This is a genomic window from Streptomyces sp. NPDC058284 (genome assembly GCF_042881135.1).
Classification (GTDB): domain Bacteria; phylum Actinomycetota; class Actinomycetes; order Streptomycetales; family Streptomycetaceae; genus Streptomyces.
Genome location: NZ_JBHVYE010000058.1, coordinates 1 through 19,101, shown reverse-complemented (window position 1 = coordinate 19,101; position 19,101 = coordinate 1). Strand labels below are relative to the sequence as shown.

At 70.6% G+C, this 19,101-nt stretch carries 18 protein-coding genes; 4 read left to right on the top strand and 14 right to left on the bottom strand.

Annotated features, from left to right (window positions below; translation table 11 throughout):
• Positions 1-551 precede the first annotated feature (551 nt).
• Positions 552-1,772: a cytochrome P450 gene (locus ACFVYR_RS37690; protein ID WP_384263397.1), complete on the top strand. Its 1,221-nt coding sequence runs from the start codon at positions 552-554 to the stop codon at positions 1,770-1,772.
• Between the two features lie 113 nt (positions 1,773-1,885).
• On the opposite strand, the gene ACFVYR_RS37685 is transcribed toward ACFVYR_RS37690, so the two are convergent.
• Complete coding sequence (locus tag ACFVYR_RS37685; protein ID WP_384263394.1) at positions 1,886-3,535, bottom strand: MFS transporter; 1,650 nt, start codon at positions 3,533-3,535, stop codon at positions 1,886-1,888.
• Between the two features lie 459 nt (positions 3,536-3,994).
• Between ACFVYR_RS37685 and ACFVYR_RS37680 the strand changes: the two genes are divergently transcribed.
• Positions 3,995-4,891 (top strand): hypothetical protein, encoded by an 897-nt coding sequence (locus ACFVYR_RS37680; protein ID WP_384263392.1) that lies wholly within the window; start codon positions 3,995-3,997, stop codon positions 4,889-4,891.
• A 12-nt stretch (positions 4,892-4,903) separates the two neighbouring features.
• Positions 4,904-5,287, top strand: coding sequence for a hypothetical protein (locus tag ACFVYR_RS37675; RefSeq protein ID WP_384263390.1), 384 nt, complete (start codon positions 4,904-4,906; stop codon positions 5,285-5,287).
• Positions 5,288-5,406: 119 nt separating this feature from the next.
• On the opposite strand, the gene ACFVYR_RS37670 is transcribed toward ACFVYR_RS37675, so the two are convergent.
• The 13 genes from ACFVYR_RS37670 to ACFVYR_RS37610 are packed head-to-tail and all read right to left on the bottom strand — an operon-like array spanning position 5,407 to position 17,912.
• A complete protein-coding gene (locus ACFVYR_RS37670; RefSeq protein ID WP_384263387.1) occupies positions 5,407-6,234 on the bottom strand; it encodes a hypothetical protein in 828 nt (275 codons plus the stop codon).
• Between the two features lie 26 nt (positions 6,235-6,260).
• Entirely contained in the window at positions 6,261-6,812 is a 552-nt protein-coding gene (locus tag ACFVYR_RS37665) for a hypothetical protein (protein ID WP_384263385.1), read from the bottom strand.
• A gap of 26 nt (positions 6,813-6,838) precedes the next feature.
• Positions 6,839-7,645, bottom strand: coding sequence for a hypothetical protein (locus ACFVYR_RS37660; protein WP_384263382.1), 807 nt, complete (start codon positions 7,643-7,645; stop codon positions 6,839-6,841).
• The gene (locus ACFVYR_RS37655; RefSeq protein WP_384263380.1) at positions 7,642-8,160 is read right to left on the bottom strand and encodes a hypothetical protein; all 519 of its coding nucleotides are present in this window, start codon (positions 8,158-8,160) and stop codon (positions 7,642-7,644) included. Before ACFVYR_RS37655 ends, ACFVYR_RS37660 begins: the two co-directional genes overlap by 4 nt.
• A complete protein-coding gene (locus tag ACFVYR_RS37650) occupies positions 8,157-9,440 on the bottom strand; it encodes an MCE family protein (RefSeq protein WP_384263378.1) in 1,284 nt (427 codons plus the stop codon). The genes ACFVYR_RS37655 and ACFVYR_RS37650 overlap by 4 nt, the downstream gene beginning before the upstream one ends.
• Positions 9,437-10,810 (bottom strand): MCE family protein, encoded by a 1,374-nt coding sequence (locus ACFVYR_RS37645; protein ID WP_384263376.1) that lies wholly within the window; start codon positions 10,808-10,810, stop codon positions 9,437-9,439. Before ACFVYR_RS37645 ends, ACFVYR_RS37650 begins: the two co-directional genes overlap by 4 nt.
• Complete coding sequence (locus ACFVYR_RS37640; RefSeq protein ID WP_384263373.1) at positions 10,807-11,856, bottom strand: MCE family protein; 1,050 nt, start codon at positions 11,854-11,856, stop codon at positions 10,807-10,809. The genes ACFVYR_RS37645 and ACFVYR_RS37640 overlap by 4 nt, the downstream gene beginning before the upstream one ends.
• Positions 11,856-12,962 carry an MCE family protein gene (locus tag ACFVYR_RS37635; RefSeq protein ID WP_384263371.1) on the bottom strand — a complete coding sequence of 369 codons (1,107 nt, stop codon included), beginning with the start codon at positions 12,960-12,962 and terminating at the stop codon, positions 11,856-11,858. Before ACFVYR_RS37635 ends, ACFVYR_RS37640 begins: the two co-directional genes overlap by 1 nt.
• Entirely contained in the window at positions 12,959-14,017 is a 1,059-nt protein-coding gene (locus ACFVYR_RS37630) for an MCE family protein (RefSeq protein WP_384263368.1), read from the bottom strand. The genes ACFVYR_RS37635 and ACFVYR_RS37630 overlap by 4 nt, the downstream gene beginning before the upstream one ends.
• The gene (locus ACFVYR_RS37625) at positions 14,014-15,267 is read right to left on the bottom strand and encodes an MCE family protein (protein ID WP_384263366.1); all 1,254 of its coding nucleotides are present in this window, start codon (positions 15,265-15,267) and stop codon (positions 14,014-14,016) included. The genes ACFVYR_RS37630 and ACFVYR_RS37625 overlap by 4 nt, the downstream gene beginning before the upstream one ends.
• Before the next feature lies 1 nt (position 15,268).
• Positions 15,269-16,075 carry an MlaE family ABC transporter permease gene (locus ACFVYR_RS37620; protein ID WP_384263363.1) on the bottom strand — a complete coding sequence of 269 codons (807 nt, stop codon included), beginning with the start codon at positions 16,073-16,075 and terminating at the stop codon, positions 15,269-15,271.
• A gap of 5 nt (positions 16,076-16,080) precedes the next feature.
• The gene (locus ACFVYR_RS37615; protein ID WP_384263361.1) at positions 16,081-16,845 is read right to left on the bottom strand and encodes an MlaE family ABC transporter permease; all 765 of its coding nucleotides are present in this window, start codon (positions 16,843-16,845) and stop codon (positions 16,081-16,083) included.
• Positions 16,842-17,912, bottom strand: coding sequence for an ABC transporter ATP-binding protein (locus ACFVYR_RS37610; protein WP_384263360.1), 1,071 nt, complete (start codon positions 17,910-17,912; stop codon positions 16,842-16,844). Before ACFVYR_RS37610 ends, ACFVYR_RS37615 begins: the two co-directional genes overlap by 4 nt.
• A gap of 515 nt (positions 17,913-18,427) precedes the next feature.
• Between ACFVYR_RS37610 and ACFVYR_RS37605 the strand changes: the two genes are divergently transcribed.
• Positions 18,428-19,060, top strand: coding sequence for a hypothetical protein (locus ACFVYR_RS37605; protein WP_384263399.1), 633 nt, complete (start codon positions 18,428-18,430; stop codon positions 19,058-19,060).
• The last annotated feature ends 41 nt before the right edge of the window (positions 19,061-19,101 follow it).

The window sequence follows — 19,101 nt, the reverse complement described above, 5'->3', positions numbered from 1 at the left end:
CTTTCTCTTGTTTCTGTTCTTTTTTTGTTGGGGGTGCGGGTGGGGGGTGGTGGCGGCTGGGGCGGCGGGGGGGGGGCGGGCGGGGGGCGCCCCCCGCCCCCCCCCCCCCCCACGCCGGCGTCATCCGTTACTTGCGGACGACCGCTCCACAGCAGCAGGAACACGCGCCAGGCACCAGAACGGCCTCGTCGCGACCTGCGCCGAAGGGCTCGAGAGCGGCCTGCGGCGTGCTGTTGCGGTGTTCGGTGACCTTCTCGGACTGCAACTTCATGACTGTCCTCTCGTTCGGATACGAAGAGTGAATCCGTCCATGTTGCACACGGGGCCCTTCGGGCACTTTCCCCGGAAAGCCCCAGGGCGAGCCCGGCAAGAACTATCTTCCAGCCTCGCAGCCACGCAACCTAACAGTGTTTGTCCAGGCAAGCAAGAGTTCCCCGAGGAATGCCCGAGCCCACAACTGGTGAGCACATATTCCGTTTGGTGAAATCTTTAATGACCGAATTCTCTGACATTATTGCGGGCCCGCCCCGCCTGCTGTTACCAACAAGCTCATGACCAGCGATGAGGTACCTCTGGTAGATCTCCTCGACCCCGCATTCATGGCCGACCCGGGACCCGGCTACGCCCGCCTCCACGCGACGGAAACACTCAGCCGCGTACACCTGCGACCCGGTCTGAACCCCTGGCTGGTCACCGGGTACGAGCAGGCGAAGGCCGTCCTGGCCGATCCGCTGTTCAGCGTGGATCCCGCGCGGACCGACGCGTCGGTGCGCGAGGCCATCGCGGCCGGCCGCGCCGAGGAGAAGACCGCGCTGCTCGGCCGCCATCTGCTCAGCGTCGACCCGCCCGACCACACACGGATGCGGCGTCTCATGTCGCGCGCCCTCACGGCGCGGCGGATGCTCCAACTGCGCGAACCCGTCGGCGTTTTCGCTGACACGCTGCTCGACGGGCTCGCGGACCGGACCGGGTTCGACGTGCTCGCCGACTACGCCCTGCCGCTCGCCGTCGACGTGATCTGCGAGCTCATCGGCATCCCGCCCGCGGACCGGCCGCGGTTCGAGGAATGGGGCCGGCTCCTGGTCCGCGCCGAGCTCCAGGACGACGCCTCCTTCGACGAGGCGGCCGACGCGATGGCCGGGTACTTCGTCCCACTGCTCGCCGCCCGGCGCAAGGAACCCGCCGACGACCTGGTCAGTGCGCTGGTCGACGCCCACGGCGAGGAACAGCTGGACGACTACGAACTGATCTCCCTCGTCTACCAGTTGTTCTTCGCGGGCCACGAGTCCAGCGCCTACCTCATCACCAACGCGACGCTACGGCTGCTGAGCCACCCCGGCGAGCGCGCCGCGCTCGACAAGGACCCGGAGCTGATCGACCCGCTGATCGAGGAGGTGCTGCGCGTCGAGGGCCCGGTCAAGATCCCCACCTGGCGCTTCCCGGTCCGCGACACCGAACTCGGCGGGAGGCGGCTGCGGGCCGGCGAGCCGGTGCTCGTCCTGCTCGGCGCGACCGGCCGCGACCCGAGCAGATTCCCCGACCCGGACCGCTTCGACAGTGGCCGCGCGACGGCGCAGCAGCACCTGGCGTTCAGCCACGGCATCCACCACTGCATGGGCGCGGCCGTCGGCCGGATGGAGGGGCGGGTGGGGGTGGCGCGCCTGTTCGACCGCTACCCCGGCATCCGGCTCGCGGTCGGGCCCGGCGAACTGCGCTGGCGCGACAACCTGATGATGCGCGGTGTCCGCGAACTGCCCGTAACGGTGGGGTGATTGCCCGTACGGGCAAACGTACAGGGCCGTACGGAGAGGGATGTCCGGGCGGAGTGAACAGCGCCGAGCGGGTCCGACCAGCGGGGGATGACGGTGGGACCCGCCCGGCTGTCTCAGGTGGTGCGGTTGTCGGCGGGGACGCCGGGCGCCGAGGTGGCACCGGGCCCGTCGCCGTCGGGAGCACCGGCGGCACCGTCGCCGGCCGCGGCGGTGTCAGTGGTGGCCGGGGTGTCGGCGGCGGCGTCGATGTCCTCCCGGTCCCGCCCGCGCACCAGGAAGTACGCGGCGATCGCGGTCGCCAACAGCAGGGCACCGCCGACCCGTTCGGCCAGGTGAAGACCGTCCACGAAGCCCGCGTTGACGATCCGGGTGATCCGCTCGCTGCCGCCAGAACCGGTACTGTGCGCGCCGCCCGCCTCGACGGCGCGCAGCACCTCGGCGCGGGCCGGTCCCGGCACGTGCGCGTCGATCAGCCGGTCGCGGACGCTGTCCGTCATGCGGGTGGTGAGCAGCGTGCCGAGCACGGCCACGCCGAAGACGCTGCCGAGCTGGCGCGTGGCGTTGCTCGCGCCGGACGCCATGCCGGAGCGGGCCGCGGGCACCCGCATCATCACGAGGGTCGAGATCGGTGTGAGGGTGAGGCCGATACCGAGGCCGACGAGCAGGATCACCCACCAGTACTCCGAGTAGCGGGCCCCGGCCCCGTACAGGGAGGCGCCGAACATCGTCGCGGACGCGAAGAGGATGCCGAGCCCGAGCGGGACCGCGCCGCCCACCCGCGTCGTCATCCAGCCCGCGAGCGGCGCGGAGACCATCGCGAGGAGCATGCCCGGCAGGATCGCGAGCCCGGCGCCGACCGCGGACCAGCCGAGGACGGTCTGCAGCCAGAGCATCAGGAAGTACGTGATCGCGAACAGCCCGAAGTACAGGACGAATCCGGCCAGTACGGAACCGGTGAAGACCCGGTCGCGGAAGAACGACAGGTCGAGCATCGGCTCCCGCACCAGGCGCTCCGTCACGAGGAACGCCACGAGCAGCGCACCGCCCGCGGCGTAGGCGCCGACCACGAGGCCGTCGCCCCAGCCGCGCGAACCGCCCTCGATCGTGGCGTACACGATCGCCGACATGGCGGCGATGGAGAGGAGCAGCCCGGCCAGGTCGAGGCGCCGTTCGGGGTTGGCGGACTCGGGGACCGCGGGCACCGCGAGGACGAAGCCGAGGACCGCGATGGGCACGTACATCCAGAAGATGCCCGACCAGCCGAAGTTCTCCACCAGCGGCCCGCCGACGACGGGCCCGAAGGCCACGGCGGCGCCCGCGACGGCGGCCCAGATGCCGATGGCCGTGCCGCGCTCCGCGCTGTCGGTGAAGACGTGCCGGATGATCGAGAGCGTGTTGGGCATGAGCAGCGCGGCCCCCACCCCGAGCACCGCCTGGGCCGACACCAGGACCCACACCGACCCGGCGAGCGCGGAGAACACCGAGCCCGCGAGGAAGATGCCCAGCCCGGTCAGGAAGGTCCGCTTGCGCCCGAAGCGGTCACCGACGGCGCCGCCGGTGAGCATCAGCGCGGCGAACGCCAGCGAGTACCCGCTGATGACCCATTGGATGTCCTGGATGCCGCCGTTGAGGTCGTCCTGGATGTCCGGCAGGGCGGTGCTGAGCACCGTGCTCTGCAGCATCGTCAGGGCCAGCGGCACACACAGCGCCGGGAGCGTCCGGTAGGGGCTCGGGCCAGTCCGGGCGGGGGAACCCTCCGCCATCGCGCACCGTCCTGTTCGCATCGTCTCCGACAGTTCGTCTCTAACAGTGTTAGGGGCGAGACTAACAGTGTGAGGGAGTGCGGGGAAGCAGCGTCTCGAGGCTGGCCGGAAACGTTCGTACGGCGACCGCGATTCGGGTGCCCGTGCCGGTGCGCGGCAGGGCGGGGCGGGGCGGGGCAGCGTGAATGTGTATCCGCGGGCACGGAGAGTGGGGAGCCACGTTGGCCACAGCCAGGAAGGGCCCTACGCCTTGAAAACCCATGACCCTGAGGCCCTCTGCCTGGCTTCGCAAGGTTACGTAGATCACAAACGAGCTAGTGATCTTGCAAAAATTGGCCTAGTCCATAGAAAGTCTTTACATCCCGGACAGACCAGCCGGGATGCGGGCACACCGCGCATGGTTCCTAGGCCATCAACTGCGCAGCGCGCCCGCATCGTTCCGCAAGTGGGGAATTGTACGTGAATCACAAGTCCATACGCATCGCTGCCGTCACCGCCTGCGCGGCCCTCGCCGTCGGCATCACGGGGCCCTCCGCGTCGGCCGTCCAGGCACACGAGGGGAAGTCGTTCGACACGGCGATCGAGGCCGCCGCCGTGGTCGAGAAGGCCACCGGCACCGCCGACGTGGTCAAGAACGCTCCGTCGGATGCGGAGAACGCCGCGCTGGCCACGGTGTCCGGCGGCGTGGTGGCCATCCCGAAGCAGGCGCACCGCGGGGTGTCGCTCATCTCGTCCGACGGGGCGACGCTGAGGCTGGGCCTGCCGAGCGCCGGAGCGGCACAGGGCGTCGCGACGCCTGGCGGCACGGTGGTGTACGGCGCCGGTGACGCGTCCGCGAACACCGCCGTCCAGGCCACCGAGAAGGGCTTTCGCGCGACCGTCACGCTCAAGGACGCCGACGCCCCCACCGAGTACCGCTTCCCGCTGCACCTTCCCGAGGGCACCGAGCCGAAGCTGCAGGACGACGGCAGCGTCAGCTTCGTCGGCGCCGACGGGGCGGCCGAGGGCGGCATCGCGGCGCCCTGGGCCAAGGACGCCCATGGCGACAAGGTCGACACGGCGTACCGGCTCGACGGCGACACCCTGGTCCAAACCGTGAAGGCGGACGAGAACACCGCCTTCCCGGTCGTGGCCGACCCGAGCGGCTGGTGGGGCTGGACCAAGTGCACGGCCGCCATCACCGGGACCATCGCCGGCAACCTGCTCATCGCCAGCAAGATCGCCAAGGCCGGCGGCGTGGCCAAGGTCATCGCCCGGCTGAAGGCGGCCAAGAACGCCCAGGACCGCTACAAGGCGATCATCGCCGCCGTCGGCGAGGTCACGGGCGCCGACACCATCATCAAGTACTGCAAGTAAGAGAGGCGCACCATGAGGTTGTTGCTGGAGGCAGGCTTTGTGGTGGCCGCCGCTGCCACCCTTGCCGCCCTCGGTCTGATCATCCGGGACTGGCGACGCACGGCCGGAAAGGGGGCCGACCGGTCGATCTCCGTGACCCAAGTGGGCCAGGGCGCCCTGGTGTTCGCCGCGGCGTTCACCATCGCCACGGTCATCGCGCGCCGTTCGTCGGAGGGCGTGGTGCTGGGAGACCTCTTCCTGTACGCCGTCCTGTTCGGCTTCTCCACCGCGGTGCTCGCCCACCTGGCCGGCCGGACCGCGGTCCGGGAACGCGGCGCCGAATCAGTGACGACGGTCGTCGCCTGGGGCTTTCCGCTGATCTTCGGCGGAATCGCCGGATGCATCGGTCTCGCCTAGCGGATGATGCTTGAGGGCACGATGTCCCCGTACACGTACGGCTTCTGACATCGTCGCGTCGACAGGGCCCCCGGCGGCTTCGAGCCCGCCGGGGGCCCTGTCGCACCCGTGCCCGGGCATCAGCGGCTGAAGGTGTCGATGCGCGAGACGCGCCAACGGCCGTCGTGCCGCTCGACGTCGACGGCGAACATCGCCCCCGCGTAGGTGCCGTCGTCCCCGGCCTTCTTGTCCCCGGCCGTACTGACACTGCTCTGGTCGGCGTAGACCAGTACGCGGGCCCGGTCGCCGTCGATGCGTTCGACCGCGCTGTCGGTGACCGTGGTGGTGATCACCGCCTTCTGCTTGTCGGCGCGCGTGCGGAGGTCGCCGAGCAGGTCCCTGTGCTGGGCGACGGCGCGCCCCGTCAGCCATTCCTTCGCCGCCTTGTCGAGGGCACGGGGGTCGGCGTGGTCGTACGAGAAGAGCGCGGCGACGGCCTTGGTCGACTGGCCCTTGATCTCGCTGGTGCGGGCGGTGTCGGAGAGGGCGGTGTTGCGTGCGGCCGGGGTATCGCGGAGGGCCTCGGCGCGGGCATGCGCCCAGCCGGTGAATCCGGCGAGGACGAGGGTCAGCAGGCAGAGGGCCACGAGTGTGCGGCGGGGGGCGGGTGGGCGCGGGGCCGCCTTGGCGGCTGTCCGGGTTGTCTTGTGCGGTCGGTCCGTGTCGCTGGAGGGTTTGGGCGCGGGTGCGGTCTTTCGGAGGGTCGTCGTCGTGCTGCGTGTCGGCTGCTGGGTGCGGGTGGGCTGTGGCTGGTCACGCGGTTCCCCGTGGTCCTTGACGGGGTCGGTGGCAACCGAGGTACGCGAGGTCCCGCGAGCCCCGGGGGCGTCGGTTCCGGCCGGGGGGCGGAGTGCCTCGCGGGCCTGGCGGCGGCGCAGGTTGTTCAGGTGGTGGCGGGTCGTCGGCATCGGGTCTCGTCCTCTCTCGTGGCCGGTCAGCCGGCCGACGTGCCACCGACCGGGGCCTGGCCCAGGGCGCTGAGCTTCCAGTCGCCGTCGGTGCGGGTCAGTTCGCCGAGCATGCGGCTGTCCTTGTCCGTGCTCGGGTTGCCGGGTGCCTTCACCGTCACCCGCAGGGCGACAAGGACCCGCGCCCGGCCCGCCCGGTCGTCGAGTTCGGTGAGCGCGCCCGAGAGCACCTTGGCCGTGGTCACGGTCTTGGCGGCCTTCACCTGCGTGGCGAACTTGTCCCGTCCGGACGCCAGTTGCTTGTGCAGCTCACCGGTGGTGGAGGACTCCCAGAGGTCCAGGCCGCGGTCCAGGCCGCGGTGGTCCAGGGTGTTGAGGTTCTGGACGGCCTGCTCCCCGGCCGCGAGGGCCGCGTCGCGCTGCTCGGCGTAGCCCGCGGTGTCGTCGTGGGCCGCGTCGTACCAGCCCCGACCCGCCCACGCGGCGAAGCCGCCCGCGATCAGGGCGAAGGCGAGGGCGAGGGCCGTGACCGGCAACGCACGGAGCCGCGCAGGTCCGCTCGCCGTCCCGCGTCCCATCCGTGTTCCTCTCTCCCCACGCCCCATCAGCGCGTCCTGATGTCGACGATTTGCCACCGGTCGTCCTCCCGTCGCGCGGTCACCGTGAGCTGGGCCGCCGCGGAGGTGGTGCCGGCCTTTCCGCGGTGCGAGATCTGGTCGAGGAAAACCAGCAACCGTGCGCTGTGGGCGTCGAGTTCGATCACTCCGGTGCGTACGGCCTGGGTGCTCAGGGTCACGCGCTGCGCGGCGAGGTCCTTGCGGATCCGGCCCATCAGCTCCGTGTACTGGCGTTCCGCGCGCCCCGCGAGGACGGACCGCGCCGCACGCTCGGTGGTCTCCAGGCCGTCCGGCGTGTACGAGAAGACGTGGGCGAGGGCGTTGCCGACGTCACCGGCGACACGGGTGGTCGCCTCCGCGTCGGTCAGTGCGTGATTGTCCGCGGACTCGGCTGACCTCTCCTGATGGGCGCCGTAGAAGAAGCCGGAGCCGACGAGGACGAGCAGGGCGGCGCACACCGGAGGGACGAGTCGCCTGACGAGTCCACGCGTCCGCCGAGCGTCTCGGGCCTCCAATGGCTCCTCGTTCGGGGCCACTTGGCGGAGTTCGGGCTCGGGCTCAGGTCCGGGCTCGGGCTCAGGTCCGGGCTCGGGCTCAGGTCCGGGCTCGGGATCGGGCTCCGCTTCGGGCTCGGACTTCGCTTCGGTGACGGGCTCCGCTTCGGTGACGGGCTGCTGGTCCTCCACACCCGGCTCGGTGCCGGTTGCCGCCCTCGCGCCGTCCCCGTTCCCGCTCCTGTCAGCCGGGCCGGTGGAGTCCCTGAAGCGTCCTCCGATATGCAGCAGCCGTGTCATCGGCTCTCGTCCTCCTCCGCCGCCCGCGCGAGCGGTACCGCGCTCAGTGCCTTGACCTTCCACTCGCCCTCGCCCGTGCGGGCCAGGACCGCCTCCAGGCGCTTGCGGTCCGTGGTCGGCTTCTTCGTTCCGGCGGGCGTGACCTCCACCCGTACGGTGGCGATGATCTTGGCTGTGCCCGCGTGGGTGTCGAGGGCGGTGAGCGCGGCCTCGGTGACCGTGCCCCGTGCCGAAGCGCCCTTCCTGGGCGCGGTGTCGCCCAGTTCCTCGCGCAGCGGGCCGGTCGAGGCGGCCCGCCACTCCTGGATGCCGCCCCGCGCCCGCTGCCGGGACGAGGCGTCGAGGGTGTTGAGGACGGCGAGCCGATCGCGCCCGTCGGTCAGCGCCTCGTCGCGTTCACGGCCGTACGAGAGGGAGTCGTCGCCCCGTGCCTGTGCGTACGTCCACGCCCCGGTGCCGCAGAACGCGAGCGCCAGCGCCAGCCCGGCCCCGGTGAGGATCCGCGCCCGCCTCATCGGCCCGCCTCCGGGCCCGCGCCGAGCAGCCCCGGCAACCCGGCCGCCCCGCTCCCGCCCGTGCCCGGCAGGGCCAGCGCGCCGGGCGCCGACGCGGTACCGCCCCTGCGGTGCGTACCGCCCGTGCTGCCCGAAGGCAGGGAGCCCGGCTTCACCGGATCGCGTACCGCGCCGCCCCGGGGGGCGTGCGCGGATCCTCGTACGTCGACCCCGCTCGCGGCCGGTGCCGTGCAGGAGGCGGCGGTGTTGAGAGAGGGGGCGGTCCCGAGGTCAAGGCCGGTGCGGTACCGGGTGCCGCCGTAACCGTCGGTGCAGGGCAGGGGCTTGAAGAAGGTGACGGCCAGGCCGAGCTTCATCGTTCCTCCGTCGACGGCGGTGGCGCCGGCCGAGACGGCCGCCGGGTACTTCACGAGGAGTTCCTCGATGCCGCGCTGCCGGGTGACGGCGACCTCGGAGGTGGTGAGCAGATTGGCGAGGACCACGCCCAGGCTGGGGTCGAGGTCCCGAAGCACTCCGCTGACCTGCGTGGCGGCGTCCGGTGTGACGGTGAGGAGGCGGCGCAGGTCGGCGTCGGAACCTTTGAGGGTGCGGGCGAGTTCCGTGGCGCCGTCGGCGAAGCCGCGGATGGCCTCCGCCTCGTCGGCCTGGGTGCGCAGCACGGTCTCGCCGTCGGTGAGGAGGCGGGTCGTCGAGGGCAGATTGCGGTCGGCGGCCTCGACGAAGGCGCTGCCGTTGTCCAGCAGCACCTGGAGGTCGTCGCCGTGCCCCTCGAAGGTCTTGCCGAACTCGTCGACGACGGTCCGCAAGTCCTTCAGCGGCACGGAACGGACGAGGTCGTTCACGCTGGTGAGCACGTCGGTGACGGGCGCGGGCACCTCGGTCTCGGGCTGTTCGATCCGGGCGCCGTCGGCGAGGTGGGGGCCGGTGTCGCTCTCGGGCCGCAGGTCGATGTACTGCTCGCCGACGGCGGAGAGCCCGGCGACCACGGCCCGGGTGTCGGAGGGGATGCGGGGGGCGGACTTCTTGATGCGCAGCTGGGCGACCACTCCGTCCGCGGTGAGCTCGATGGGCCCGACCCGGCCCACCGACACGCCCCGGTAGGTGACGTCGGAGTGGGTGAACAACCCTCCGGCGCGGGCGAGTTCGACCTTCACGGTGTAGTAGTCGGCGACGCCGACGTACCGGCCGAGGTCCGCGTAACGGATGCCGAGGAAGCCGAGGACGAGGACGGCGATGACGAGGAAGGCGAGGTTCTTCAGGCGTACGGCGAGGGTGATCATCCCTGTGCGCCTCCGTCCCGGGGGTTCCCGGTGGGTGTGGGTGCGGAGGACGGTGTCGGTACGGAGGGCAGGGGCAGCGGCGCCGAGGGGGAGGTCGCGGCCCCGGCGCCGGGTGGCTTCTCCGGTGCGGCGCCGCGGCCGCTCTGCGGCGTGGGAGTGGGTGTGGCGGTGGGTGAGGGTGTGCTCCGCGGCACGAGGGGCGGGATCACCTGGGTGCCGGGGGCGGCCGTCATGTGCAGGTAGACGTTGAGGTAGTCGCCCTTGACCCCGTTGAGCACCTCGTCGGTGAACGGATAGGTGAGCAGGACCTGGAGGGAGTCGGGCAGGTCGCCCCCCGCGTCGGCGAGGGTTTTGAGGGTGGGGGCGATGGCCTTGAGGTCGGCGACCATGTCGTCCTTGCTCGATTTGACGGTGGAGACGGCGACCCCCGACAGCCTGTCCAGGGAGCGCAGCATGGTCAGCAGGGAGCCGCGCTGTTCGTGCAGGGTCTTCAGGCCGGGCGAGAGGTTGGTCAGGACGGTGCGTACGTCGTCCTTGCGTCCTGCGAGGGTCGTGGAGAGGCGGTTGACGCCGTCGAGGGCATCCGTGATGTCGCCGCGGTGGTCGTCGAGGTTCGCCACGAGTTCCTCGACCCGTCTCAGCGTGGAGCGGACCTGGGGCTCGCGTCCGCCGAGGGCCTTGTCGAGTTCCCGCGTGATGGTCTTGAGCTGGTTGACGCCGCCGCCGTTGAGCAGCAGGGACAGCGCGCCGAACACCTCCTCGACCTCGGTGTTGTGGCTGGTACGGGCGAGCGGGATGACACCGCCGTCGCCGAGCCTGCCCCCGGCGCGCGACCTGGCCGGCGCGACGAGACTGACGTACTTCTCGCCGAGCAGGCTGGACTGCTCCAGGCGGGCCCCGGCGTCGCGGGGCAGCCGGACGTCGCCGTTGATCTCCATGGTGACGCGGGCCGACCACGCGTCGCCGTCCAGGCGGATGGAGCTGACCCGGCCGACGGCGACGTCGTTGACCTTGACCGCGGCGTGCGGCACCAGGCTGAGGGCGTCGGCGAGTTCGGCGGTGACGGTGTAGGGGTGGGAGCCGAGGTCGGCGCCGCCCGGCAGGGGCAGGTCCTCGATGCCGTCGAAGCGGGGGGCGGTGACGGAGAACGCGCCGAGGGCCAGCGCGAAGCCGAGCCCGAGGGCGAGGAGTCCGCCGAGCCCGGCGCCGGTGGCGGCTCCGGTGGTGAGTATCCGCCGTCGTGCCGTGCCGCGCGGGACGTCCGCGGGGTCCGCCTCGACGCGCTCCGCCTCGGCGGTCTCCACCTGGTCCGCGCCCGCGATGTCCAGCGGCTGCGACACCGTCTTCCGGCGTCGTACGACACGCTTCATCGCTCGCCCTCCCCCGAGGCCCGGGACGAGGGTGACGGCGCGGGCGCGGGCGTGGTGCCGCCGGTCGCCGGCAGGGGCAGCAGGGGGCCGCCCATGCTGATCTCGTTGAGGTTGGCGCGGCCGTCGATCCTTCCGGTGCCGCTGTCGTAGGCGCCGACGAGGTTGTCCGCGGCGAGCGGCGCCACGTCCAGGGCCTCGGCCAGTGAGGCGCGCTGGCGGACCAGGGTCTTGGTGATCGGGACGAGCCGTTCGACGTTCTTGTTGAGCTCGCCCCGGTTGTCCTTGATGAAGGTCTTCACCCGGCCGAGCGCGGTGCCGAGTTCCTTCAGGGCGCCCGCGAGGTTGTCCTTGTTGTCGGCGAAGTAGCCGACGACGGTGTCGAGCCGCTCCTGCGCCGTGCGTACGTCGGTGTCCTTGTCCTTCAGCATGGTGGTGAAGGTCTGCAGGCTGCGGAGGGTGGCGAACAGGTCGTCGCTGGAACCGTCGAGGGTCTTGGTGGCCTTGCCGAACTCCTCGATGCTCCTGCCGATGTCCTTGCCGTTGCCGTCGAGGTTGGCGGCGCCGGTCTTCAGCAGTTCGGACAGGGCGCCCGCGGAGTTCGCGCCGCCCGGTCCGAGCGCCTTGCTGAGGTCGGTGAGCGAGGCGTAGAGCTGGTCGATCTCCACGGGGGTGCGGTTGCGGGAGGCGGGGAGTACGGCGCCGTCGTCGAGGGCGGGTCCGGAGCGGTAGGCCGGGGTGAGCTGGACGTAGCGGTCGGCGACGACGCTGGGCGCGATCACCAGGGCGCGCGCCGACTTCGGCACGCGTACACCGTCGTCAAGCGCCAACTCGACCCGTACGCGCGTGCCTTGGGGACGGACCGACTTCACCTCGCCGACCCGGACGCCGAGGATGCGCAGGTCGGAACCGGCGTAGATGCCGACGGCGCGGTCGAAGTAGGCGGTGACGCGGGTGCCGGTGGAGTCCAGGACGCGGACCGTGACGAGTCCGGCGGCGACCACCACGAGAGCGATCGCGGCCGCGAGGAGTTTCCTGCGCCTGCTCATCACTCACCACTCCCCCGGGTCGCCGCCGACTGCTTCGGCGGCATGCACGATGTCTTGGGCCGCGACCCGGCGGGCAGGTAGTCGCGGGGCACCACCCCGCACAGGTAGCTGTCGAACCAGTGGCCGTTGCCGAGGGTGTTGCCTACGAGCCGGTAGTAGGGGCCGACCAGGGCGAGCGTCCGGTCCAGCTGTCCGCTGTTCTTCGCCAGGACGGTGGTGACGCGGCCGAGCGCCTTCAGTGTGGGGCCGAGCTGCTTCTCGTTGTCGTCCACCAGGCCGGTCAGTTCGGTGCCGAGGTCGCGGCTGCCCTTGAGCAGGGCGGTGATGGCTTTGCGCCGGTCCTCCAGTTCGCCGAGCAGCGGCCCGGCGTCCTCGATGAGGGTCTCGAAGCTGGACTTCTTGTCCTTCAGCGTCTTGGTGAACTTGGCACTGCCCTTGAGGAGTTCGGAGAGTTCGCGGTCGCGCTTGGAAACGGAACGGGACAGGTCGGAGAGTCCGGTGGCCGCCTTGCGGACGTGCCTCGGAGAGTTCTCGAAGGTCTTCGAGATCGTCTCGAAGCTCTTGGCGAGCTGCTCGGTGTCGATGGCGTCGACGGTGGAGCCGAGGTCCTGGAACGCCTGCGTGACGTCGTACGGGGAGGTGGTCCGGGTCCGCGGGATGCGCTTGCCCGCGTCCTGCTCCGCGGTGCCGAGCGGGTCGAGGGCCAGGTACTTGTCGCCGAGCAGGGTCTTGATGGCGATGGCCGCGGTGGTCCGGTCGCCGATCCAGGCCTTCTCCACGTCGAAGGTGACCTTCACCCGGTCGCCGTCCAGGGCCACGCCGGTGACCTCGCCGACCTTGACGCCTGCGACACGCACCTCGTCGCCCTCGTCAAGGCCCGCCGCCTCCGTGAAATCGGCGCTGTAGGTGGTGCCGCCGCCGGTGAGGGACAGCCGGTCGGCGTTGTAGGCGAAGACGGAGAGCAGCGCAAGGAGGAGCAGGCCGACGAGTGCCACCGTGATCGGGTTGCGCTCCTTGACCGGCTTCAGGCGCGGCGGGCGGGAGCGGCGCGGCGCGGGAGCCGGGGCGGGGTTCTCGCGGCGCTCGGGCCGCAGCAGCAGGGTCATGCGCGGCACCTCGCTTCGGTGACCGCGATGCCGGTCGGTGGCTTCGCACCGGTGGAGGTGGTCACTCCGTCCACGCGGGCCTCGCAGAGGTAGAGGTTGAACCAGGAGCCGTAGGACGAGAGGCGGCCCAGGGCGGTCAGCTTGGCGGGGGTCCGGTCCAGGAATGACTCGATCTGCGGGGTGGCGTCGCCGAGGTTGCCCGAGAGGCGGCCCAGTTCGCGGATGTCCTTTTTCAGGGGCGCGCGTCCGTCTTCGAGGAGGTCGGCGGTCACGGTGGTCAGGTCGCCCATGGCCTCGGCGGCCTTGCCCAGGGGTTTGCGGTCCGCGTTGAAGCCGGTGACGAGTTTCTGGAGGGTGTCCACCAGGTCGTCGAAGCCGGCCTCGCGTTCGTTGACGGTGGTCAGGACCGTGTTGAGGTTCTTCACCACCTGGCCGATCACCTTGTCCTTGGCCGCGACCGTCGTACTGACGGAGCCGATGTGCCGGATGAGGCTGTCGACGGTGCCGCCCTCGCCCTGGAGGATCTGCACGATGGAGCCCGCGAGTTCGTTGACGTCCTTCGGGGAGAGGCCCTCGAAGAGCGGCTTGAAGCCGTTGAAGAGCAGGGTCAGGTCGAGCGCGGGTGTGGTCCGGTCGAGCGGGATCGTGTCGCCCGCGTCGAGGGTGCCGGTGAGGGCGCCGCTGCCCCGGTCCAGGGCGATGTAGCGCTGTCCGACCATGTTGAGGTACTTCACGGCGGCGGTGGTCGACGTGGGCAGGGTGCGGTCGTCGCGGACGGTGAACGTCACCTGGGCGGTGCGCCGGTCGACGACGCGGACGTCGGTGACCTCGCCGACCTCGACGCCGGAGATCCGGACGCTGTCGCCGTCGATGACTCCGGTGGCGTCGGTGAACAGCGCCTTGTAGGAGAGGCTGTCGTCGCCGACGCCGGTGCCGGAGACGCTCAGCCCGAGGACTGCCGTGGCCAGTGCGGTGACGACCACGAAGGCGAGGGACTTGAGGACCGGGCCTGTCAGCGGGCGGCGCCGGGTGTGGGCGGTGCGCCGGGCTGTCATCGCAGGGTCACCTCCGTGCCGCGCAGTGCCGGGCCCGCGAGGAGGCTGCTCCACTCGGGCAGGGCGGCGGGGGCCTTGCCGGTGGCGGGTGCGAGGAGTTCGTTGACGAGGTCGTTCTCCTGCGGGGAGTTGGCGGGGCCGAGGTCCTGGTCGGCCGCGGCGGAGGCCCGCACGGCCGGTTTCGCGGTGACGCCGAGGTAGGGCACGGGGTAGCAGCGGGGGCCGCCGCCCGCGCCGTACGAGGGGGTGTCGCGGCCGGGGCGGTAGGCGCCGCGGGAGGGGGTGGTGCTGACGTCGACGCGCAGGCCCGGCCGGCCCGTGCCCTTGCCCAGGGCCTTGTCCATGGCCGGGACGAAGTCGGCCAGGGTGCGCAGGGTGCAGGGGAAGGCCGGGGAGTACTCGGCGAGCAGTCGCAGGGTGGGCCTCGACGAGGCGGCGAGCCGGATGATGTTGTCCTGGTTCTGCCGCAGGAAGGCGGTCATGTCATCGGCCGTCCTGGTGGTGGCGCCGAGGGTGCCTGCCAGCTCGCTCTCCTTCTCGGCCAGGGTGCCGGTGGTCGTGGTGAAGTCGGTGAGAGCCGTGAGGATGTCGGGGGCGGCATCGGCGTATACATGGCTGACCTTCACGAGCTCTTTCAGGTCGCGGTTGAGCGTGGGCAGTTGGGGGTTGAACTTCCGCAGGTGGGAGTCGAGGAGGGTGAGCGTTTCGCCCAGCCGGTCGCCGCGCCCCTCCAGGGCCCTGGAGACGGCGGAGAGCGTGGCGGAGAGCTTCTGCGGCTGGACGGCGGTGAGCGTGGGCAGCACGTTGTCCAGGACCTGCTGGAGTTCGACGGCGTTCGCGGAGCGGTCCTGCGGGATCACGGCGCCGGCGGCCAGCGGCCGCGCGGAGGACCCCGCCGGCGGCACGAGGGCGACGAAGCGTTCGCCGAACAGGGTGGTCGGCAGCATCTGGGCGCGCACGTCGGCCGGTATGCGGGGAAGGGTTCCGGGGCGCATGGCGAGGGTGAGCCGGGCGCCGTCGTCGGTGGCGTCGATCTCGCGGACCTCGCCGACGACGACGCCGCGCAGCTTCACCTCGGCGCCCCGGTGCATCTCGTTGCCCACGCTCCCGGTCTCCACGACCACCGGGTCGGAGTCGGTGAACTGCTTGTCGTAGACGGCGACCGCGAGCCACACGAGGAGGGCGGGGACCACCAGGAAGACCACTCCGGCGAACCGTCGGCGCGCCGTCGCGCCTCGCGCACCGCCCATGTCAGCCCGCCACCTTCACGGTCGTGGTGGCGCCCCACAGCGCCAGTGACAGGAAGAAGTCGGTGACGCTGATCAGCACGATGGCGTTGCGCACCGACCGGCCGACGGCGACGCCGACTCCGGCCGGGCCGCCGGAGGCGCGGTAGCCGTAGTAGCAGTGGGCGACGATCACCATCACGCTGAAGATCAGCACCTTCAGGACGGAGAGCAGCACGTCCGTGGGTGAGAGGAAGAGATTGAAGTAGTGGTCGTACGTTCCCCGGGACTGGCCGTTGAAGAGGACCGTGACGTAGCGGGAGGCCAGGAAGGAGGAGAGCAGCCCGATCGCGTAGAGGGGGATGATGGCGACGACACCGGCGATGATGCGGGTGGTGACCAGGTACGGCAGGGAGCGGATGCCCATGCCTTCGAGGGCGTCGACCTCCTCGTTGATGCGCATGGCGCCGAGCTGGGCCGTGAAGCCCGCGCCGACGGTCGCGGAGAGGGCGAGTCCGGCGACGAGCGGGGCGATCTCACGGGTGTTGAAGTACGCGGAGACGAACCCGGTGAAGGCCGCGGTGCCGATCTGGTCGAGGGCCGCGTACCCCTGGAGTCCCACGACGGTCCCCGTGAACAGGGTCATGGCGATCATCACGCCGATGGTGCCGCCGATGACACCGAGGCCGCCGGTGCCGAAGGCGACCTCGGCGAGGAGGCGTTGCACCTCTTTGAGGTAGCGGCGCAGGGTGCGCGGGATCCAGAGCAGGGAGCGTACGTAGAACAGGAGTTGGTCGCCGGAGCGGTCGAGCCAGACGAGCGGGGAGGCCACGGTCCTCAGCCTCCCTTCGGCGGAACGATCTGGAGATAGACGCTCGTCATCACCATGTTGACGAAGAAGAGCAGCAGGAAGGTGATGACGACGGACTGGTTGACGGCGTCGCCGACGCCCTTGGGTCCTCCGCGCGGATTCAGACCTCGGTAGGCGGCGACGACGCCCGCGATGAAGCCGAAGACCAGGGCCTTGAGTTCGCTGATGTAGAGGTCGGAGAGCTGGGCGAGGGCGGAGAAGCTGGAGAGGTAGGCGCCGGGGGTGCCGTCCTGGAGGTAGACGTTGAAGGCGTAGCCCCCGAGGATGCCGACCACCGAGACCAGGCCGTTGAGCAGGACCGCGACCCCCATGGTGGCGAGGACCCGGGGCACCACCAGGCGTTGCACCGGTGAGACGCCCATGACCTCCATGGCGTCCAGTTCCTCGCGGATGGTGCGGGAGCCGAGGTCGGCGCAGATGGCGGAGCCGGCCGCGCCCGCGATCAGCAGGGCGACGATCAGCGGGCTGGCCTGCTGCACCACGGCCAGCACGCTGGCGCCGCCGGTGAAGGACTGGGCGCCGAGCTGCTGGGTGAGCGAGCCGACCTGGAGGGCGATGACGGCGCCGAACGGGATCGAGACCAGGGCCGCGGGCAGCAGCGTGACACTGGCGATGAACCAGAACTGCTCCACGAACTCCCGGAACTGGAAAGGCCGCCGGAAGACGGCACGGGCCACCTCCGCGGCGAGCGCGAAGAGCCGGCCGGTCTGCCGCAGGGCGCCGGTGATCATGCGCCGCTCCCGGTGGCGGGCATCGGGAGCGGGGTCGTGGTGGTGCCGGGAGCGCCGAGCGTGCCGGAGGTACCGGAAGTGCCGGATGCGCCGTCGGCGGGGGCGGCGGCGTAGGTGCGCTCGATGGCGGTGCGGGCGGCGGGTGGCAGCCGGTCGAGCATGCCGAGGACGCGCTCCCGGCGGCGGGTGACGGCGCGGCGCGGCGGGAGCCCTGGGGACGGCTCCAGTTGGGGGATGATCTCCCGCGGTCCTTCGGCGCCCACGCCCCGCGGCCCGGCGGCCTCGGCGGCGAGGGTGGCGGCGTCCTTCTCCTCCGACATCCCGATCGGCCCCTCGCGGCGGCCTGACAGGAACTGCGCGACGACCGGTTCCTCGCTGGTGAGGAGCACTTCGCGCGGGCCGAAGGTGACCAGTTCGCGCCGGAAGAGCATGCCCATGTTGTCGGGGACCGTGGCGGCGATGTCGAGGTTGTGGGTGACGATCAGCATCGTGGCGTCGATCTGCGCGTTCAGGTCGATCAGCAGCTGGGAGAGGTAGGCGGTACGGACGGGGTCGAGCCCGGAGTCGGGTTCGTCGCAGAGGATGATCTGCGGGTCGAGCACGAGCGCGCGGGCGAGCCCGGCCCGCTTGCGCATGCCGCCGCTGATCTCCCCCGGCAGTTTGCCCTCGGCGCCGAGGAGCCCGACGACATCGATCCGCTCCATGACGATGCGGCGGATCTCCGACTCCTTCTTGCGGGTGTGCTCACGCAACGGAAAGGCGATGTTGTCGAAGAGGGACATGGAACCGAAAAGGGCGCCGTCCTGGAACATGAGCCCGAATTTCTTGCGCGTCTCGTAGATATCCCGTTCATGGCTGTTCACCATGTCGACGCCGTCGATGAGGACATGGCCGCGATCCGGCTTGAGCAGCCCGATGAGCGACTTGAGAAACACGGTCTTTCCGGTACCGGAAGGACCGAGCATGACGCTCACCTCACCGGCAGGCAGAGTGAGGCTCACGTCCTGCCAGATCTTCTGCGTGCCGAAGGATTTGGTCAGCCCCTCGACCACCACTTCTATTCCCATATCACCTCCAAAGCGGGTGAAGGCAGCGTGCACCGCGGAGCACACATCGAGCACGTCGTGGACGGTGTGAGCGGAGTACGGGGCGGGGCCACGCGGCTCTTCGACCAAGGGCCCCACCAGGAGATCAGCTCCGCGATCGGCACGCTACGACCGAGTAACCTGAGGGGGCAAGAGGCGGATCCGAATTTCCCGAAGGTTTGAGTCCATCCCCCGTGTCGTTGTCATCGCGGTGACAAGTACTCGTCTTCTTCTTGTCACTCGGTGAGCAACAAGGTCCGACTGGCCCAGGGCAGCGCTATCCGCTCCCCTCCGAAGTGGATCCCCTTTTTAGCAGTGGATGACTAAGCGGGGCCGCGGACTGCTCACCTGGGGAACAGGATTCCCACTTACCGAAAAAATCATGGTCAACGCCATTGTTCGGCTAAGTTTCCCGCAAGTAACGTCGAGGATCGCGGTCGAGGATTTCCGAGCCGCTGCCGGTCAATCCACAAGGGAGTCCCCACATCATGCGCATCATGAAGAAGTCCCTGGCCAAGATATCCGTCGTGGCGGGCGCGGGCGGCGCCGCCTTCGTCATGGCCGTCGCCCCCGCCTCCGCCGTGCCCTCCACGGTCTGGACCGTCACTCCGTCACCCGCCAACTTCTCGGCGGCCAACAGCGGAAACATCGTCCTGACCGCCAACATCCCGATGACGTGTACGACGTCGAGCGCGTCCGGCACGATGGCCAGCGCCACCGGGAACCCGGCGACGGTGGGCACCATCAGCGCCATCAACTTCGGCACCAGCACCTCGCCGTGCACCAGCGTCCTGGGCAACGTCACGACCACCGCGACCACTCCCTGGACCGTCGTCGCCCAGGACTACACCGCATCGACGGGCGTGACCAAGGGCCACATCGGCAACGTCAAGGCGAAGGTGACCGCCGGCGCCTGCGTGTTCACCGTGCAGGGCAAGGCCACCGGCACCTACACCAACTCCACCGGCATCCTCTCAGTCACCAGCGTCAGCGGCGACCTGGCCGTCACCTCGGCCTCCGGCTGCGGCACCGTGGTCACCACCTCCACCAAGCCCACGTTCAAGGGCAACTACGCGGTCAAGGTCACGGGCACGAACACCATCCCGAAGATCGTCGGATCCAACCCGTGACCGGTTCCGGCCCATGAGCACGGCACAGCACGGCTCCGCGA

Excerpts from the sequence above, each read along its gene's own strand:
- ACFVYR_RS37690 (WP_384263397.1), top strand. The coding sequence starts at position 552 with ATGACCAGCGATGAGGTACCTCTGGTAGATCTCCTCGACCCCGCATTC.
- ACFVYR_RS37685 (WP_384263394.1), bottom strand. The coding sequence starts at position 3,535 with ATGGCGGAGGGTTCCCCCGCCCGGACTGGCCCGAGCCCCTACCGGACG.
- ACFVYR_RS37675 (WP_384263390.1), top strand. The coding sequence starts at position 4,904 with ATGAGGTTGTTGCTGGAGGCAGGCTTTGTGGTGGCCGCCGCTGCCACC.
- ACFVYR_RS37670 (WP_384263387.1), bottom strand. The coding sequence starts at position 6,234 with ATGCCGACGACCCGCCACCACCTGAACAACCTGCGCCGCCGCCAGGCC.
- ACFVYR_RS37665 (WP_384263385.1), bottom strand. The coding sequence starts at position 6,812 with ATGGGACGCGGGACGGCGAGCGGACCTGCGCGGCTCCGTGCGTTGCCG.
- ACFVYR_RS37660 (WP_384263382.1), bottom strand. The coding sequence starts at position 7,645 with ATGACACGGCTGCTGCATATCGGAGGACGCTTCAGGGACTCCACCGGC.
- ACFVYR_RS37655 (WP_384263380.1), bottom strand. The coding sequence starts at position 8,160 with ATGAGGCGGGCGCGGATCCTCACCGGGGCCGGGCTGGCGCTGGCGCTC.
- ACFVYR_RS37650 (WP_384263378.1), bottom strand. The coding sequence starts at position 9,440 with ATGATCACCCTCGCCGTACGCCTGAAGAACCTCGCCTTCCTCGTCATC.
- ACFVYR_RS37645 (WP_384263376.1), bottom strand. The coding sequence starts at position 10,810 with ATGAAGCGTGTCGTACGACGCCGGAAGACGGTGTCGCAGCCGCTGGAC.
- ACFVYR_RS37640 (WP_384263373.1), bottom strand. The coding sequence starts at position 11,856 with ATGAGCAGGCGCAGGAAACTCCTCGCGGCCGCGATCGCTCTCGTGGTG.
- ACFVYR_RS37635 (WP_384263371.1), bottom strand. The coding sequence starts at position 12,962 with ATGACCCTGCTGCTGCGGCCCGAGCGCCGCGAGAACCCCGCCCCGGCT.
- ACFVYR_RS37630 (WP_384263368.1), bottom strand. The coding sequence starts at position 14,017 with ATGACAGCCCGGCGCACCGCCCACACCCGGCGCCGCCCGCTGACAGGC.
- ACFVYR_RS37625 (WP_384263366.1), bottom strand. The coding sequence starts at position 15,267 with ATGGGCGGTGCGCGAGGCGCGACGGCGCGCCGACGGTTCGCCGGAGTG.
- ACFVYR_RS37615 (WP_384263361.1), bottom strand. The coding sequence starts at position 16,845 with ATGATCACCGGCGCCCTGCGGCAGACCGGCCGGCTCTTCGCGCTCGCC.
- ACFVYR_RS37610 (WP_384263360.1), bottom strand. The coding sequence starts at position 17,912 with ATGGGAATAGAAGTGGTGGTCGAGGGGCTGACCAAATCCTTCGGCACG.
- ACFVYR_RS37605 (WP_384263399.1), top strand. The coding sequence starts at position 18,428 with ATGAAGAAGTCCCTGGCCAAGATATCCGTCGTGGCGGGCGCGGGCGGC.